This is a genomic window from Bacillus sp. FSL W7-1360 (assembly GCF_038592975.1).
GTDB lineage: Bacteria > Bacillota > Bacilli > Bacillales > Bacillaceae_D > Shouchella > Shouchella lonarensis.
In genome coordinates, this window is sequence record NZ_CP151950.1 from 1,432,968 (window position 1) to 1,447,711 (window position 14,744).

Annotated in this window: 20 protein-coding genes and 1 pseudogene; 3 read left to right on the plus strand and 18 right to left on the minus strand. The window is 41.8% G+C overall.

Going from position 1 to position 14,744, the window contains the following annotated elements; all coding sequences use genetic code 11:
* Nucleotides 1–26: 26 nt before the first annotated feature.
* The 3 genes from NSQ26_RS07180 to NSQ26_RS07190 form a co-directional block, all read right to left on the minus strand.
* Nucleotides 27–689, minus strand: a complete 663-nt coding sequence (locus NSQ26_RS07180) for a DUF5819 family protein (RefSeq protein ID WP_090775472.1) — start codon at nucleotides 687–689, stop codon at nucleotides 27–29.
* A 59-nt stretch (nucleotides 690–748) separates the two neighbouring features.
* Complete coding sequence (locus tag NSQ26_RS07185; RefSeq protein WP_090775471.1) at nucleotides 749–1,093, minus strand: hypothetical protein; 345 nt, start codon at nucleotides 1,091–1,093, stop codon at nucleotides 749–751.
* 63 nt (nucleotides 1,094–1,156) lie between these two features.
* Nucleotides 1,157–1,501, minus strand: a complete 345-nt coding sequence (locus tag NSQ26_RS07190; protein WP_499717672.1) for a hypothetical protein — start codon at nucleotides 1,499–1,501, stop codon at nucleotides 1,157–1,159.
* 843 nt (nucleotides 1,502–2,344) lie between these two features.
* Between NSQ26_RS07190 and NSQ26_RS07195 the strand changes: the two genes are divergently transcribed.
* Nucleotides 2,345–2,641: a hypothetical protein gene (locus NSQ26_RS07195; RefSeq protein WP_499717673.1), complete on the plus strand. Its 297-nt coding sequence runs from the start codon at nucleotides 2,345–2,347 to the stop codon at nucleotides 2,639–2,641.
* 232 nt (nucleotides 2,642–2,873) lie between these two features.
* The gene (locus tag NSQ26_RS07200; protein ID WP_499717674.1) at nucleotides 2,874–4,295 is read left to right on the plus strand and encodes an ISLre2 family transposase; all 1,422 of its coding nucleotides are present in this window, start codon (nucleotides 2,874–2,876) and stop codon (nucleotides 4,293–4,295) included.
* Between the two features lie 583 nt (nucleotides 4,296–4,878).
* On the opposite strand, the gene NSQ26_RS07205 is transcribed toward NSQ26_RS07200, so the two are convergent.
* The 15 genes and pseudogenes from NSQ26_RS07205 to NSQ26_RS07275 all read right to left on the minus strand — a co-directional run.
* Nucleotides 4,879–4,965 (minus strand): putative holin-like toxin, encoded by an 87-nt coding sequence (locus tag NSQ26_RS07205; RefSeq protein WP_499720006.1) that lies wholly within the window; start codon nucleotides 4,963–4,965, stop codon nucleotides 4,879–4,881.
* A 321-nt stretch (nucleotides 4,966–5,286) separates the two neighbouring features.
* Complete coding sequence (locus tag NSQ26_RS07210; RefSeq protein WP_499717675.1) at nucleotides 5,287–5,637, minus strand: hypothetical protein; 351 nt, start codon at nucleotides 5,635–5,637, stop codon at nucleotides 5,287–5,289.
* Nucleotides 5,638–5,662: 25 nt separating this feature from the next.
* A complete protein-coding gene (locus NSQ26_RS07215) occupies nucleotides 5,663–7,546 on the minus strand; it encodes a T7SS effector LXG polymorphic toxin (protein ID WP_499717676.1) in 1,884 nt (627 codons plus the stop codon).
* 24 nt (nucleotides 7,547–7,570) lie between these two features.
* Nucleotides 7,571–7,837, minus strand: coding sequence for a DUF5344 family protein (locus tag NSQ26_RS07220; RefSeq protein WP_499717677.1), 267 nt, complete (start codon nucleotides 7,835–7,837; stop codon nucleotides 7,571–7,573).
* A 6-nt stretch (nucleotides 7,838–7,843) separates the two neighbouring features.
* Complete coding sequence (locus NSQ26_RS07225; protein WP_499717678.1) at nucleotides 7,844–8,257, minus strand: YwqH-like family protein; 414 nt, start codon at nucleotides 8,255–8,257, stop codon at nucleotides 7,844–7,846.
* 269 nt (nucleotides 8,258–8,526) lie between these two features.
* Nucleotides 8,527–9,210, minus strand: a complete 684-nt coding sequence (locus NSQ26_RS07230; protein ID WP_499717679.1) for a hypothetical protein — start codon at nucleotides 9,208–9,210, stop codon at nucleotides 8,527–8,529.
* A gap of 134 nt (nucleotides 9,211–9,344) precedes the next feature.
* Nucleotides 9,345–9,596, minus strand: a complete 252-nt coding sequence (locus tag NSQ26_RS07235; RefSeq protein WP_499717680.1) for a hypothetical protein — start codon at nucleotides 9,594–9,596, stop codon at nucleotides 9,345–9,347.
* A gap of 80 nt (nucleotides 9,597–9,676) precedes the next feature.
* Complete coding sequence (locus tag NSQ26_RS07240) at nucleotides 9,677–9,829, minus strand: hypothetical protein (RefSeq protein ID WP_499717681.1); 153 nt, start codon at nucleotides 9,827–9,829, stop codon at nucleotides 9,677–9,679.
* 19 nt (nucleotides 9,830–9,848) lie between these two features.
* The gene (locus NSQ26_RS07245; RefSeq protein ID WP_499717682.1) at nucleotides 9,849–10,052 is read right to left on the minus strand and encodes an immunity 22 family protein; all 204 of its coding nucleotides are present in this window, start codon (nucleotides 10,050–10,052) and stop codon (nucleotides 9,849–9,851) included.
* Between the two features lie 159 nt (nucleotides 10,053–10,211).
* Entirely contained in the window at nucleotides 10,212–10,382 is a 171-nt protein-coding gene (locus tag NSQ26_RS07250) for a pre-toxin TG domain-containing protein (protein ID WP_499720008.1), read from the minus strand.
* 80 nt (nucleotides 10,383–10,462) lie between these two features.
* Nucleotides 10,463–10,912 carry an SMI1/KNR4 family protein gene (locus NSQ26_RS07255; protein ID WP_499717683.1) on the minus strand — a complete coding sequence of 150 codons (450 nt, stop codon included), beginning with the start codon at nucleotides 10,910–10,912 and terminating at the stop codon, nucleotides 10,463–10,465.
* A 12-nt stretch (nucleotides 10,913–10,924) separates the two neighbouring features.
* Nucleotides 10,925–11,119, minus strand: a complete 195-nt coding sequence (locus NSQ26_RS07260; protein WP_499720010.1) for an HNH/ENDO VII family nuclease — start codon at nucleotides 11,117–11,119, stop codon at nucleotides 10,925–10,927.
* A gap of 84 nt (nucleotides 11,120–11,203) precedes the next feature.
* Nucleotides 11,204–11,596: an immunity 22 family protein gene (locus NSQ26_RS07265; protein WP_499717684.1), complete on the minus strand. Its 393-nt coding sequence runs from the start codon at nucleotides 11,594–11,596 to the stop codon at nucleotides 11,204–11,206.
* A gap of 18 nt (nucleotides 11,597–11,614) precedes the next feature.
* On the minus strand, nucleotides 11,615–12,691 hold the full coding sequence (locus tag NSQ26_RS07270; protein WP_499720011.1) for a pre-toxin TG domain-containing protein: 1,077 nt from the start codon (nucleotides 12,689–12,691) through the stop codon (nucleotides 11,615–11,617).
* A gap of 162 nt (nucleotides 12,692–12,853) precedes the next feature.
* Nucleotides 12,854–13,159: pseudogene (locus NSQ26_RS07275) on the minus strand (T7SS effector LXG polymorphic toxin); the annotation flags it as partial.
* Between the two features lie 199 nt (nucleotides 13,160–13,358).
* On the opposite strand from NSQ26_RS07275, the gene NSQ26_RS07280 reads away from it, so the two are divergent.
* On the plus strand, nucleotides 13,359–14,675 hold the full coding sequence (locus NSQ26_RS07280; RefSeq protein ID WP_499717685.1) for an IS1380 family transposase: 1,317 nt from the start codon (nucleotides 13,359–13,361) through the stop codon (nucleotides 14,673–14,675).
* Nucleotides 14,676–14,744: the final 69 nt, after the last annotated feature.

Genomic DNA, 14,744 nt, shown 5'->3' on the forward strand with positions numbered 1-14,744 from the left:
ATTCATCAACTCCTCACACGGTTAAATTAAAACATCGGGGTGACCTTTTGAGCTGGTTGCCATGTGAATTCATAAGCCTTCTGCTCACGCTCGAAGTGAACATCATCCTTTTTAGAAAAAGGAACGGCCTTTGTATCAAGTAACATAATTTGCGTTTCAACGAGCTCTTTTTCCGGGTATAAGCTCCTTAAATAAGCTTGGGCGTAGCGTGTCAGTAATTTGTCCGCGAACGCTTGACGCTCCGTCATCCTCTCTTCATTTTCAAGATCATTTAATGTTTGTTTTGCTTCTTCATTTTGGTCAGATTTGCGGTGTAGTGTTACAAGCAAATCATCATCTTCACCCATCATTGTGACAGCCCCACGCTGGATACGCACAATCCGATTATACGGGGTGAAACGGTTGGCTTGATTACGTTCAATCATGTGTGAGGTTAAATCAATCCAGTCTGTCACCTGCACCTCATCACCATCTTTTAGCTTGGCCCGCACATAAAAATCATTGTTATTCGTCGCCGGATTTGGTGCAAACAGACGCCAATTTTGCATAAACAACGGGTCCATATATTGAAAGACATGTTGACTATACTTTGCTTTCACTGGATTTAATGGGCTATTAAACAAAATTGTGTTCGCAAAATGAAAGAAAAATACTAGTAACATTCCAAGTGTGATCACCTTTTTTACCATAGATCATTCCCCTTTCAATGATCAATCAAGGGAGGCCAAAAAGGCCCTCCCTACGACTTTTACTGATCAAACGCCACTTTCACTTGCTCATAATCTGCTTCGACACCTTCAATTCCTGGTGTAATACCGAACAGCTTTCCTTTAGCCCAGTTATATGCATCAGCACCTGCTGCTGCTGTAACACCAGCCACAAATGCGGCGCCAGCAACTTTTGCTGCGTTTACAACAACTGGGGCTGCAAGCAATGTCGGCACAGCTCCTGGCTCTACCTCATGCTCACTCACCTCTACGGTGATGACCTCACCTTGTTGCCCCGCCGGAGGACCTGCCATTGCCGAAGAACCAATCATTGATCCAAAAACAACCCCCACGCCTAGCACTGAAGCAAGTAGCTTCTTTTTCATGATCAACCAGTCCCCTTTTCCACTGTTAAATTTACAAGTTTGCGACTGCTTCCCCAAACTTTCTTACTGATCAAACGCCACTTTCACCTGCTCATAATCAGCTTGGGCATTAATAACCGGCTGTTGCTCTCCAGCCAATTTCCCTTTAGCCCAGTTGTAAGCGTCCACGCCTGCAGCGCCCGTCACACCAGCTACAAACGCCCCTCCGGCAACTTTTGCTGCTTTGACAACAAGCGGCGCCGCAATGACTGTTGGGATCGCACCGGGCTCCACCTCGCGCTCACTAACTTCCACCGCCAATACTTTCCCTTCTTGTCCAGCAGGAGGACCTGCCATTGCTGAAGAACCAATCATCGTACCGAAAGCAACACCTACACCTAAGATTGCAGCTAACAATTTCTTTTTCATTCTTCCGCCACCTTTCTGTTAATTCTAGGTAAAGCAATATTACGAAATTTGCCACCAAATGAAACGCTTCACCACATCCCCCCATCCATTTTTAAGATTCTAAATATGGATTAGTTCTTTGGCACTTACTACGCCACTAATTAATTTCGCTATAAAAGAACATTTTCCTGCCACAAAGTAAATTTTTTATTTATTATTTTATATAATATTATTCTTTATGACAAAAAATCTGCTGAAACGAACTAGCTATGCACATCTTCTCAATTTTTGACAGCGTTAACAACAGCATGGTACAATGTGTTCATCAAAAACAAGTGAGAGGTATTACGACAGGTGAGTAATATGATACGAAAAAAGATCGATCTAACTGGACAACAATTTGGTAGACTCACAGTATTGACAGAAGCACCTCAGAGAGAGAATGCCCGTGTATGGATTTGTACATGTATATGCGGAAAAAAAAAGGAAGTCTTACAAACATCTCTCAGAGGAGGAACAACCAAGTCTTGTGGGTGTCTTCTTCAAGAGAGACTAAACGAAAAACAATTAGTCAACTTGACAGGTAAACAATTTGGGAAGTGGACTGTTCTAAAAGAAGCCCTTGAACGTAAACAAGATCGATATTGGTTATGTAAATGCGCATGTGGTAACGAACGAGAAGTCGCCCAGAAAGGACTTATGGCTGGAAATAGCAAATCATGTGGCTGTAATCGAATAAAGGACCTACGGGGAGGGGCATACGGCAAGCTTACTGTGTTGGAACGAGCGGAAAGACGCAACGGTCGCGTATACTGGCGTTGTGAATGTCAATGTGGAAACCGTGTTGATGTGCGAGGAGAGAGCTTGAAGAATGGCAACACCAAATCCTGTGGTTGTTTAAAAAGGGGACCAAAAAAATCACTGTCCAATCACCACAAAGATCAAAAACGAACAAGAAAAAAAGATCCAAATACCCCCATTGCCACTGCTATTAGAGGGGTGTATTTTCACAAACCTACAAACACATGGGACGCCTATGCAACCATAGGGGGACAAAAGATCTATTTAGGAAGATTCCCAAACTTAAAAGAAGCACTTATAAAACGTACAGATGCAGAAGAAAATCCATCTATCTTTCTAAATAAGGAAAAACAACATTAGCTTGCATATTGAGAAGGTTTTGTTTTCACTTATAACACACATGACGTAAGCACTATCAAAATATATAGTTTTTGCACACCGGAGTATGTGTAAAATAGTTCTCGAGGACTGAAACACGTAATATTCCACATTGTGGAATATTGGGTGCAAAAGACTGGGCAAAAAAGAAAAGACCCTCTACAATAGATGTGTGCTGACCAAAGCAAATACATCTGGAGAGAGGAGTCTTTTCATGCTTTCTATTGTACACGAAATATACAACATAATAAAGACCAAAAACAACATGATAGAAGCTGAAGAAACCCTAAAACAGTTAATGGAAACGACCTTTGCTCGTATAACTGGAGAAGTTTTATCACAAATCGATCAAGAGCTCACGCAAAACAAGAAAAATGAAGGCTGGACTATGGAGCGGAAAGATGAGCGTACAATCCAATTTATGTTTGGATCCGTTACGTATGAGCGTGCGTTAATGAAAGACCGAAAAGGAAAGAGAAGCTATCCATTAGACGAATACCTCTGTTTTGTGAAATACCAAAGATATAGTCCACTTGTGGAAGTGAAAACGGCAGAATTAGCGAGCGAACAAACATACCGAGGCACAGCCAAAACGTTATCTGAATGGACCGCAGTGACGATGAGTCATCAGACCGTAGGAAAGATTGTAAAAGAAGTTGGTGAGGTCCAACAGAAAGCAGATGAAGCTCTTGTCCAAGAGCTAGAGGAAGCCGCAGAGCTTCCTGAAGGGAAGAAAGTAGACTATCTTTACGGAGAAGCTGATGGTGTATTTGTGAGAAGCACTCAGAAGAAAAAACAAATTGAAGTGCGCCACGCGATCACGTACGAGGGCTGGGATCTAAATGGGAAGCGTGTGAAGCTAACGTCTCCTTATGCCATCATGACAACGAAAGAAATCAATCGTTTTTGGCAAGAAGTCCAAGCTGTCACTGCTCACCGATATGCTCTTTCGGAGACACAAGTCGTCACTGGAAGTGATGGTGGCGCAGGTTATACACCAGATCGTTTTCAAGAAGCCTTTTCTCAATCAAACAAGCCTGTTTTGAATCAAATCGATGGCTATCATGTACAACAGTCTTTAAGCGCCGCATTTGGGGTAAAAAGCCATGAATATAAAACCAAAGCAAAACAAGCCTTAAAGGACCGTGACAAAGAGACTTTCACAAAATGGATAGACACGTACGAAAGTACGATCACAGACGAGAAGCATCTCAAGAGAATTGAGCAATGTAAAAAATATCTTTTATCCCAATGGGAGAGAATATTTGATTGGCGCGAGAAAGTGGCTGACCCACCCGAGAATGCGCGCTCCCTAGGTGCGATAGAATCAAACCAGCGACACATCTCATTTCGGATGAAAAAGAGAGGCATGCATTGGAGTAAAGCTGGGTGTGAAGCAATGGTCAAGGTCAAACAAGGGATCCTTAACAACACATTACGTAGCGTATACTTACACTTTAGAGGGCGAACAACGAGACAGCAGCGCGTGTTCCAACAAATAGTGACTCGTGCCAAGAAAAATCATGAACAAGCCGTGACCCCAAGTGTGCGCCAAGGAACATTTGCCCTGAACGGTCCTCATTCTTCTCCAATGGGCAAATTTGTGAAAGGAATGAAAGGCTATTTGGTAGGCTGACTTTTTGTCATCGGGATGAGCGAGAGAAGTTCGCGTGCGGGGTGATCCCCGCGGTTTTGCGTCTCAACCTGATGGAGCAGCACAAATGAAGGACGGGTGTACGAGCGTTTTTGCGTGTTAAACTAACTAAATGACCGAGCCATATAACTTGAAATGTCATCGGTCTATCGCTCGATCAGTGGCGTTTTTAGTCACACGCAAAATGGCAGAGGGCAAGGGGGGAAGGGTGGAGATTTTTGAGTGGTTTTCTCAAAAATACAACCCGGCCCTTGCCCTCTGCCAAGCCTCACGGAGCTAAATTTCGAAATAATACACGGCAATTATCAGTGCACAATTGTAGAGTGGTGAAATCATTGGTCTTTTAAGGCGCTCGAGAAATTCTTGACACATACCACACCGGAAATACAGTTGACGTATCCCACACACTGCATGTATACTGAACTCAAGAGATGCATAAACTAAAAATGACCACAGGTGCTAGTAACACCCATGGTCTGCAATAACTGGACTCCTCTACAAGGGAGGACGGCAAATCAATAGGTGATAGTTGCCCACCCCACAGTTTGCACACTCAAGGGTGGGTTTACTTTTGACGTTGCGCCAAAGTAACAATTGAGACGACTAAACCACCAAATGCAATCATCAGCATCAGTGATTGAAATACGCTCATAGCAGCACCCCCTTTCTTACGGGGATTGCCGCCCACCCTTGAGAATCCATATGTTATTGCCAGTTCAGTATAGCACAGTGAAACTTTTTTTTGCAAACACTATCAAATGTGTGGTATAATATTTGTAATAGTGGTTACCCCCACTTTGATAGCGTCGGCTTTAGTCGGCGTTTTTTGTGTTTTTCCGTGAACAGTCAGATACCGATGCAACAACTGTGTGGACTACCCATTAACATTGATCGTTTATTCCTCGCATACTAAAACCCCCTCGTCAATACATGCGATGACAAGAGGGGACTGACTGTGAATTACTGCTGTTTTCTAATCCTTGTCCAACATTTTATCGTCCATTTCTTGAACCTGAGCAGTTATTTCTCTATCACGCGTAATTAGATTCCTTAATACTGTTAAATCAATTTCTCGATGGGTTTGATGAAATTTCTGGTAAATCCCAATTTCCGCCCCCTTACTTTTTAATTCCTCTATTGCTTTGAGCAGAATCGGCATCTCTTCTGGACTATCCACATAGAAACATGTCATCACAGGTTCACCTTGCTCTATATTACTCTTAATTTCACCAATGGACTTTTTTGTATAACCCCTAATTACAGGGATTAATCTCACTAAATCCGTAGTTTTATTGACCGTTACCTCGATTTTGCTATCACTCACCTGTATCAACTCCCAAAAGTAAAAGTTAAAATTCTTTTATCGGATTAATGGGTTCACCTGGAAGGCTTTTTTTCCAGTTTTTGTCGTGCCAACCATAGAAATGTTCCTTGTAAGTTACAGGATAGATAACTTCCCCTTTATCTGCTAGATGTGGGTACTTAGACGCGCTGTAAGTATGGTGACCAGCAAGAGGCTTCCCATTGTGAGTAGGTGTTTTGCCTTGTAGAATGTCTTGTGACTGTTTATTTGTCCAATTGCGCGTAGGAGTTTCTTTACCATGGATACGACTAGCTTCCATGTCCCAAAATTCCGTCACACCTTTTCTTCTTTTGGACTGAAACTTTTTGTTCCATACATAATCTTGATACTCTTGTTTAGTTATAGTCCTATCATTGATTTTTCCTTTTAACTCGTTCATCTTTTTTGAACTCATCTGTTTCCTACTGGTGGGGTGTGGATTTAAATCTAACCCCTTGGTCCGATCAGCTATTATTTCCTTCGGTGCTTTAATATCAGCCGCTTTCGAACCACTCTTCACACCTTTAACCACTCTTGATGCTCCTTTGACAGCCGGACCACCAATAATACCAGCCAGCGCCAGCGCTCGCTCCCACGGTTCTAATTTCCGTCCTGTGATTGGATCGTATCCCGTAAATGCTTCAACTCCAGACTTAAGATTGCTCACGCCTGGGGTAAAATCTGCCGCCATTGACGTATCATCAAGCGACCAGGACCATTCAAATTGTGATGTTGATTTGCCCCAATCATCTGAGTGATATTTTGTTTGCTCCTTTGGTTGATTCACCATGTGGGATGCTTCATACGCGGAAGACGCGTTACTTAAATCTACACCATTATCTTTCAGCTTCATCGCCTCTCGAATCTGCCGCAAATACATAGATTGCGCCGTGAGCGGCATCGCCTCACCTATATAATACCACTCTGGACCTTGTGCTTCCATCACGCTTCTTGGTCCGCCATTGTACATAAAATCAATTGGAAACGCCGCATGCATTTCTGCGCCAGGACTTGGTTGATACACACCGTTTGTCACTGCTGTTTGGATGATTCCTTGCGACACTGGACGTCCGACATGCGCATCAAGTTCTTTTGCAAGTGCTGCGATCACTGCTGGATTCACGCCCATTGCTGCGAGGTTATACAACACTGATACCATCCGTCTCGTATCTGGATCGGACGATGATGTGAGGTTAAGCAACGTGTCGTCACTCCAACTCACTTTAGGCGCTTCTTTATGTAAGTCATACTCGCTGAAGTGGTTGCGCACATCATTGAGGTTTACGCCTTTCAAAAATGGTCCTGCTCCTGACCATTCGACAGCCTGTTTAATGATCGCTTCTAGCTCTGCTCTCCCGGTGACAATTTCTTGAAATAGCTCAAAACCTTCCGCATCAAGCTTATTTAAACCTTCTGCCACGCTCTCTGCATGTTTCTTTGATGTTTCCGCTTGGTTGTACACGTTCGTTAGATCAAACTTTCCAAGGTTCACCATACCGCTTGCACGTGCTACCAGTGCTTGAATATTTTTTTCGCTTGTTTCCATCCATTGTTCATATTTATCAATATTATACGGTACCAAATTCGCCCAGAAGTCGTAAGATACAAACCCTTTTTCATTTGACTCAAATTCTAGTACATACCTTTGAAATGTCTCTAATTTTTCAATGAAACGATGCAGGTGCGCCCTAATCGCTTGAATCACTGGTAACTGTAATTCTCTATGGTTTGCAACGAGTCCGTCTGCACCTTCCCCTGAGATGGATCCTTCCATGTCGACGACAAACGTGATTTTTCGTTCCATTCCCTCGTAGAAGTCCAGATAATTTTGGTATTTTTTTATTAGTGCAGTCGTATCCGTCATGACTCTTTCAACATCAAGAAACCTCATCCATTATGCCTCCTGTTTGTTGTCTCATGTTGATCTTAGTTTGGTGCCAAGGTCGCGGTCTAACGCTTCATATTCTTTGACTGTTTCGTCCAACTTGCGCTCCATTTCGTATACAGCGTTTACATGTTGGGACAATAGGTTATCCAGTCCTTCATTTTCTTCGCTTACAACCGTCATCGTATCAAGTTCGCCTGCTTGAATATCGACGGCTTCAATTTCAAACACGCCCGCTGACTGTTCTACAGCTTTGAGCGCATATAGCACTTCTTGGACATTAATTTTAATTTCCATTTACTCTCACCTACTTGCGGCCTCCTGTGCAGCGCGTTGTTTTTGTCTTAACATACTGATTCGATCTTCTCTGTCATACACTTTTGCGCGATCCGTCTGTATTTGTGAAGCTAAATCATCTCGTTCATCATTTACCGCTTGAATCATTTCTTCTACTCTTTCAATCGCTTTTTCGTGTAATTGCCGTGCTGTTTCTCGTTCATCTTCATGCGCTTCTGCATGGGTTCCGTGTGAGCTTTCGTTGTCGGTTTCTGGCTCGTTTATGAAAGACTCTTGCGATTCTAGTTCGCGCTTCTCGTTCATCAATTCATTTCGGATGTCGAGTAAATCTGCGCGCTGATCCTTGGCAAGCTCAATCGCACTTTGTAGCGATGCAATGTCCATAGTAAGCATTTCAATTTTGTAAGAATAGCCGCTCATGACACCCTCTCCTAAAGCATTGATTTATCTTCATATATGGTAGGTAAACACGTCGCTACTTTTGTATTATAGCGCACGTTGAAAGTGGTGCCAAGAGATAAGTAGATTTTCATATGTAAATAGGGAGTCTCTCTTTCTCACGATCAATAATAATTGGTTTAACCAAAAAGAACCCCCATTCCAAAGAACGAGGGTCTACTCCACACTGGTAAAGATGCTGCATAAAAATTACACCTTTTGCTTTACCGTTGTAACTCTGTAAATTTAATTTAAAATGTAATTCTTATTACTTCTGAATCCGCTATTTCATTCCATTCCTCATCATGAAGTGAATTAAAAACAATATCTATCCATTCAATTGGATCACTGCTTTCAAAACTGTATTGTATATTCCATCTTTCCTCAAGTCCTTCAGGCAAATCTTCACCATCCCTAGATGGGAAGACAACGTTCTGATCACCATAATCCAACTGATCTAAAGTTGATGTCATTATTCTATTTATCGTTCCAAGGGACACACCAAAATTATTTGTGTTTTTTACAATAAAGTCTATTTGCAACATATCAAAAAGGGCTACATCTGTTACATTTCCTCCAGGTCCGACAAAAATTTTCCAATAGGAGTCATCTGTGCTTTGGACTTCCATATGTTTAATACCAGTAACAGCGTATTCCACACCCCCACGCTTAAATTCAAACAGATCACTTTTTATGGACTTAAGCGTGACAGTTCCATATTCATTTTCTACCACGTCACCCACTTTGACAAGCTTCTTTATAGATTCTTGTCTGGATGTTTCTTTTCTCCTGGTTTCTTCCAGTTCTTCAGTAATTTCTGCAGATGATTTAAAATAATCTATTCGGCCTTCTTCGGTTGTCGTATCTTCTCCACTACATGAAGTCAGTGTTACAAAGCAAATCAATACAAACGCATAGAGTAGTTTTTGATACATACCATTCCCTCCTCCACCCATTTTAACACTATGAATCAATTTTGTCATGCCTCGAGACAATAGTAGATCTTATGGTCTATTCTTGCATAAAGAAACCTGCTCTTACTGAGCAGGACCATTTCAAATTTGTTTATCTAATCATTCTTTAAATCTTCTCTTAAGTATTTAATTTCTTGGATGAGGGATTGTTGATTTTTCAAGACCTCTTCATGGTTAGCAAGAATTTTTTTGAGTGCAATGCCCTGATCAATGCGGAATTGCTCCGCACCTGTAAGCGCACGTTTATTATCCTGGGCAATTTTCTCATTATTTTTTTGTACCTTTACCGCCAGAACAATCACAAAAACAAAAGCCGCCACCAACATAGGATATAAGAAAATCTCCATTTTAATTATCCTCTCCCAAAATAAACTTTACAAAAAGTTTAACACATAACATTAGAAAAAACACCACATTTGCTTGCTTCTTAGCTAGTTCCATCATCATCAAAAAAGTGATTCATCAGGAACAATAAGACAGCTGCAATGGGAGCAACTACCGCGCCTTTAGCAAGAAGGACAATTAATGCAATCATGAGAAGTGCAATTAAAGCAACTACCTGTACTACTTCAGGATCCATAATTTCCCTATATTTTATATCATCTACTTGGAACTTTTCTAAGTTCACCCAGGTAATCCGACTCTTGAACAGCAGGTTCATATCTTTCTATCTTAAAACTACGAGCAAATACAGATGGTACAAAGTCACCGTCTGAGGTATAGGAGGGCTGCAATAGTCCATCCATTTCTTCCGATTTTTCCACTTTACCTAACCACAAAGACACAAATCCATTTTTTTCCATGATGTTACCTCCCTATTTTTAAGGTTTTAAACCCTTTGGTAAAGCCTTTGACCCACCTTCAAAGCGATAGTCAGCCCAATTCTGCAACTGTCTTTTAAACATATTATAATCTGTCTTTTGTATTTAGAGAGTTATACTATTTGTCAAACTCCCCGCTTCTTACAGAAGGAACTGAGTCAATAACAATATCAGCGTTCTTCGCACCTTTAGCCACTTTAGAAACGCCCTTAACAGCCGGACCACCCGCAATGCTAATGCACGTTCCCACGGTTCTAGCTTCCTACCCGTAATCGGGTCGACGCCGAAGGTTGCTTCAATTGCGGATTTAATTCTTTATCAATGAAGTCAATGATCACTGCAAAGAGCCCCTGAGTCATCATAAAATGACAACAGGGGTGGTAGTTACTACTTTAAAAGTCTTCGTCCCAGTTTTCTTTCGCTTCTGTTAACCTTCTCAATAAAAATTCATCAAATGATTGTGCTTCAGACTCATTGTCTAGCCCTAGCGATCTATCCCATACAATAACGGGACATTCTTCACCGTGAAACGATTTGGTGTTTAAAGAATACACATACTCCCCAGCATCTTCTACAACTACCAAATGGCTAGGCATTCCTAACTCTCTATACCTTTTCGTTTGAACTATAACAGATGGAATTTCAGCTTTTGTACACCCCAGAATATCAACACCAAATATTCCTCCAGAGCCATACTTTTTTAAGAATTCTTTATAGCTATAAGGAAGTTCACAGCCTAGCTCTTTTTCAATAGAGTTTATTTCCGATATATCTGTCCCACCCGTAAAATCATCCATATCCTGATTCACATCAATGAACCTTTCTAATTCAGCAAATGCCATGTCCTTTCCCTCCTAATTGTTTATTGAGCCAGTTTCAATTTGCTTCGCACGCCATCTCCAGTATTTCCCTCTGAAATTATCATACTGTTTCCTTAGCGTCGGATTGTTCCTAAAGCTGCCACCATTCTCTACTAGACCATGCAAAACCTTATGATATTGATCATTCATACTAGCTGGCAATTCAACCATAGATCCTGGTTCCTTAATTTATTTGCTCGTTTTATGTATGAAAACGCCCTGTGCCAAATGCAAGTGGCGACAAGGGCGCTGGGAACTACTGTTCTTTCTTCACTAGCTCTGTAAATACTGTACTACACCTATAAAATCCCAAGATGATCCGCCAATTGTAGCCTGCCTATGATCACCTTTATAATCAAAATTGTACATAAGCACAACAGCATTATAATCATTAGTTAATTCTTCACCACATAAACCTTGAAACTTTGGGATGATAACATCATCATAAGAGAAATCCTCTAGTAACACATCAACAGCATTATGAGAGTTACCCAGGTAATCCGACTCTTGAACAGCAGGATCATATCTTTCTATTTTAAAACTACGAGCAAATACAGATGGCACAAAGTCACCGTCTGAGGTATAGGAGGGCTGCAATAGTCCATCCATTTCTTCCGATTTTTCCACTTTACCTACCCACAAAGACACAAATCCATTTTTTTCCATAATTTTCCCTCCCTATTTTTATGGTTTCAAACCCTTTGGTAAAGCCTTTGACCCACCTTCAAAGCGATAGTCAGCCCAATTCTGCAACCGTCTTTTAAACATATTATAATCTGTCGACGTATCAATAATAGCCAACAACTCATTGTGGGCTTTTGTCGATCCTTTGCCGCCATGCTTACCTGGAGGATTGATAAATTTTGTCTCTGATATTAATGTCCTCATTTCTCTAATCTGCTGAGAAGTAACACCCCAGTACTTAAATGTATCAGCACGAGAAACTAAATGCCATTCGTGTAATCCCCCAGGATGACGCAATCGGTCTTTCACACCATTCCTTAATTGGGGGTTTGACCAAATTTCATCAAATTCTTTTGTGTTTAGAGAGTTATACCATTTGTCAAACTCCCCGTTTCTTACAGAAGGAACTGAGTCAATAACAGTATCAGCGTTCTTCACGCCTTTAACCACTCTAGATGCTCCCTTGACAGCCGGCCCACCAATAATTGCCGCCATCGCAAGACTGCGCTCCCACGGTTCTAATTTACGTCCCGTGATTGGATCGTATCCCGTAAATGCTTCAATTCCAGACTTAAAATTGCTCACGCCTGGGGTAAAATCTGCCGCCATCGACGTATCATCAAGCGACCATCCCCATTCAAATTCTGATGTTGATTTGCCCCAATCATCCGAGTGATATTTTGTTTGCCCCTTTGGTTGATTAACCATGTGGGATGCCTCATATGATGAAGACGCGTTACTTAAATCTACACCATCACCTTTCGGGGAGATCGCCGCTCGAATCTGTCGCAAGTACATAGATTGCGCCGTGAATGGCATCGCCTCACCTATATAATACCATTCCGGACCTTGCGCTTCCATCACGCTTCGCGGCCCACCATTGTACATAAAATCAATTGGAAACGCCGCATGCATTTCTGCGCCGGGACTTGGTTGATACACACCGTTTGTCACTGCTGTTTGGATGATTCCTTGCGACACTGGACGTCCGACATGAGCATCAAGCTCTTTTGCAAGCGCTGCGATCACTGCTGGATTCACACCCATTGCTGCGAGGTTATACAAAACTGATACCATTCGCCTCGTGTCTGGGTCCGATGATGATGCAAGGTTAAAAAACGTGTCGTCACTCCAGCTCACTTTAGGTGCTTCTTTATGTAAGTCATATTCTTTAAAGTGGCTGCGCACATCATTGAGGTTTACACCTTTCAAAAATGGCCCTGCTCCTGACCATTCGACAGCCTGTTTAATGATCGCTTCTAGCTCAGCTCTCCCGGCGACGATTTCTTGAAATAGCTCAAAACCCTCTGCATCAAGCATATTTAAACCTTCTGCTACGCTCTCTGCATGTTTTTTTGATGTTTCCGCTTGGTTATACACGTTCGTTAGATCAAACTTTCCAAGGTTCACCATGCCGCTTGCACGTGCTACCAATGCATTAATATTTCTTTCGCTTGTTTCCATCAATTGTTCATATTTATCAATATTGTACGGTACCAAATTCGCCCAAAAGTCGTAGGATACAAGCCCTTTTTCATTTGACTCAAATTCTAGTACATATCCTTGAACCTACATTATTCACATTCTCGGTCTAAACAAGGTTCAATCCATTATCGTCCAAGTGTTTTTTAGCTCATAGATTTTCACCCAATGGGTGAAAATCTATGAGCTAAAAAGTGTACACGAAAGGGATTCCTCTGGTATGTTTAAGTTGCCACAAAAACTCACGTAGGAGGAATCCCTTATGGCCATCTTAAACGAAATTAGACCAACATTCAATCCAAATTTAAAAATAAGTGCATCAAACGAACGCATCACTTCGGATGCTGGTGTGTTGATGTATAAAGAAGTCGCGCATCAACTTGATTATTTCATTGATCTACACGAAACTGTACACATTCCTGATCATCGAAGCGAGCCCGATCATACACATGAATCTGTGATGGAACAACTCATTTTCCAACGATTTGGTGGGTATCACACAGAATCTGCCGCAAAACAGCTTGTTCATGATCCAACCATGACGCAAGTATTAAACAAAGAGGCGTTAGCGAGCCAATCGACGCTCACAAGATTTTATCAAGCGATCGCGCCAGAAAATATCAAGGAAATGGATGCATCCCTTCTCCACTCAAGTTTAAAAACCATCAAATCTCTAAATCAGGAACAGATCACTATCGATCTTGACTCTACATACTTTCAAACGCATGGGAAACAAGAAAATCGCGGTTACAGTGGACATTACAAAACAACAGGATACCATCCACTCCTTGCGTTCGATGGAGAAACAGGATTGTGTCTCGGAGCGATCAATCGTCCTGGACAAGAATACACTTCAAATGGTGCATCAGCCATGTGTGCAAATATTATTGATCAAGCAAGAAAGAAACTTCCACGTGTGAATATGCTTGTACGTGGAGACAGCGGGTTTGCCATGCCTGATCTGTATGATTTTTGTGAGGCGCGAAGCGTCGACTACGTCATTCGCTTAAAAGCGAACAGCGTTCTGCATGATCAAGCAGAGGCGCTTAGACCAGATTATGACATGAACAAAAATCATGAGGTTCACTATAAAGAGAGTGTGTATAAAGCAGGTTCTTGGTCTCGTGCTCGTCGCGTGATGATTCGTTATGAACGTGTCCCTGGAGAATTGCTCTTCCAACATACTTTCCTCGTGACAAATCTCGAAGTAAATCCGGAAGATGTGTTCTCTATCTATAAACAACGTGGGGAAATGGAGCTTTTCATCAAAGAAGCGAAGAACGACTTCGGCTGTAAATTTATGCACAGCCATTATTTCATTCCAAACTGCGCACGTATGATGATCTCTCTCATCGCTTATAACCTGCATATCACTGCCAAAGTGTTATTTGCGCCTGACTCTGTCAAACGTTATCGTATGAGTTCCTTTCGCTCTTTGTTTATCAAGGTTGGCGCAAAGATCACAAAGTCTGGGCGTTATCTCCATCTGAAGTTGTCTGCGTCCTTTGTCCATCAAAAAGCATTTTTTGAGATGATGAGAAACATCCAGTCATGGGGACGAAGGCATCGCATGGTTTGATGTGCATTTCATAAATATCTTTACGTATTGTTTAATGACAAGGGAGCAGTCTGTCCTTTTTTAGGTGTT

Coding starts and splice junctions, on each gene's coding strand:
- NSQ26_RS07230 (WP_499717679.1), bottom strand. CDS start 9,210: ATGTATCAAAAACTACTCTATGCGTTTGTATTGATTTGCTTTGTAACA.
- NSQ26_RS07190 (WP_499717672.1), bottom strand. CDS start 1,501: ATGAAAAAGAAATTGTTAGCTGCAATCTTAGGTGTAGGTGTTGCTTTC.
- NSQ26_RS07245 (WP_499717682.1), bottom strand. CDS start 10,052: ATGGAAAAAAATGGATTTGTGTCTTTGTGGTTAGGTAAAGTGGAAAAA.
- NSQ26_RS07240 (WP_499717681.1), bottom strand. CDS start 9,829: ATGGATCCTGAAGTAGTACAGGTAGTTGCTTTAATTGCACTTCTCATG.
- NSQ26_RS07255 (WP_499717683.1), bottom strand. CDS start 10,912: ATGGCATTTGCTGAATTAGAAAGGTTCATTGATGTGAATCAGGATATG.
- NSQ26_RS07220 (WP_499717677.1), bottom strand. CDS start 7,837: ATGGAAATTAAAATTAATGTCCAAGAAGTGCTATATGCGCTCAAAGCT.
- NSQ26_RS07225 (WP_499717678.1), bottom strand. CDS start 8,257: ATGAGCGGCTATTCTTACAAAATTGAAATGCTTACTATGGACATTGCA.
- NSQ26_RS07265 (WP_499717684.1), bottom strand. CDS start 11,596: ATGGAAAAAAATGGATTTGTGTCTTTGTGGGTAGGTAAAGTGGAAAAA.
- NSQ26_RS07215 (WP_499717676.1), bottom strand. CDS start 7,546: ATGAGGTTTCTTGATGTTGAAAGAGTCATGACGGATACGACTGCACTA.
- NSQ26_RS07185 (WP_090775471.1), bottom strand. CDS start 1,093: ATGAAAAAGAAGCTACTTGCTTCAGTGCTAGGCGTGGGGGTTGTTTTT.
- NSQ26_RS07200 (WP_499717674.1), top strand. CDS start 2,874: ATGCTTTCTATTGTACACGAAATATACAACATAATAAAGACCAAAAAC.
- NSQ26_RS07280 (WP_499717685.1), top strand. CDS start 13,359: ATGGCCATCTTAAACGAAATTAGACCAACATTCAATCCAAATTTAAAA.
- NSQ26_RS07180 (WP_090775472.1), bottom strand. CDS start 689: ATGGTAAAAAAGGTGATCACACTTGGAATGTTACTAGTATTTTTCTTT.
- NSQ26_RS07270 (WP_499720011.1), bottom strand. CDS start 12,691: ATGGTATCAGTTTTGTATAACCTCGCAGCAATGGGTGTGAATCCAGCA.
- NSQ26_RS07205 (WP_499720006.1), bottom strand. CDS start 4,965: ATGAGCGTATTTCAATCACTGATGCTGATGATTGCATTTGGTGGTTTA.
- NSQ26_RS07235 (WP_499717680.1), bottom strand. CDS start 9,596: ATGGAGATTTTCTTATATCCTATGTTGGTGGCGGCTTTTGTTTTTGTG.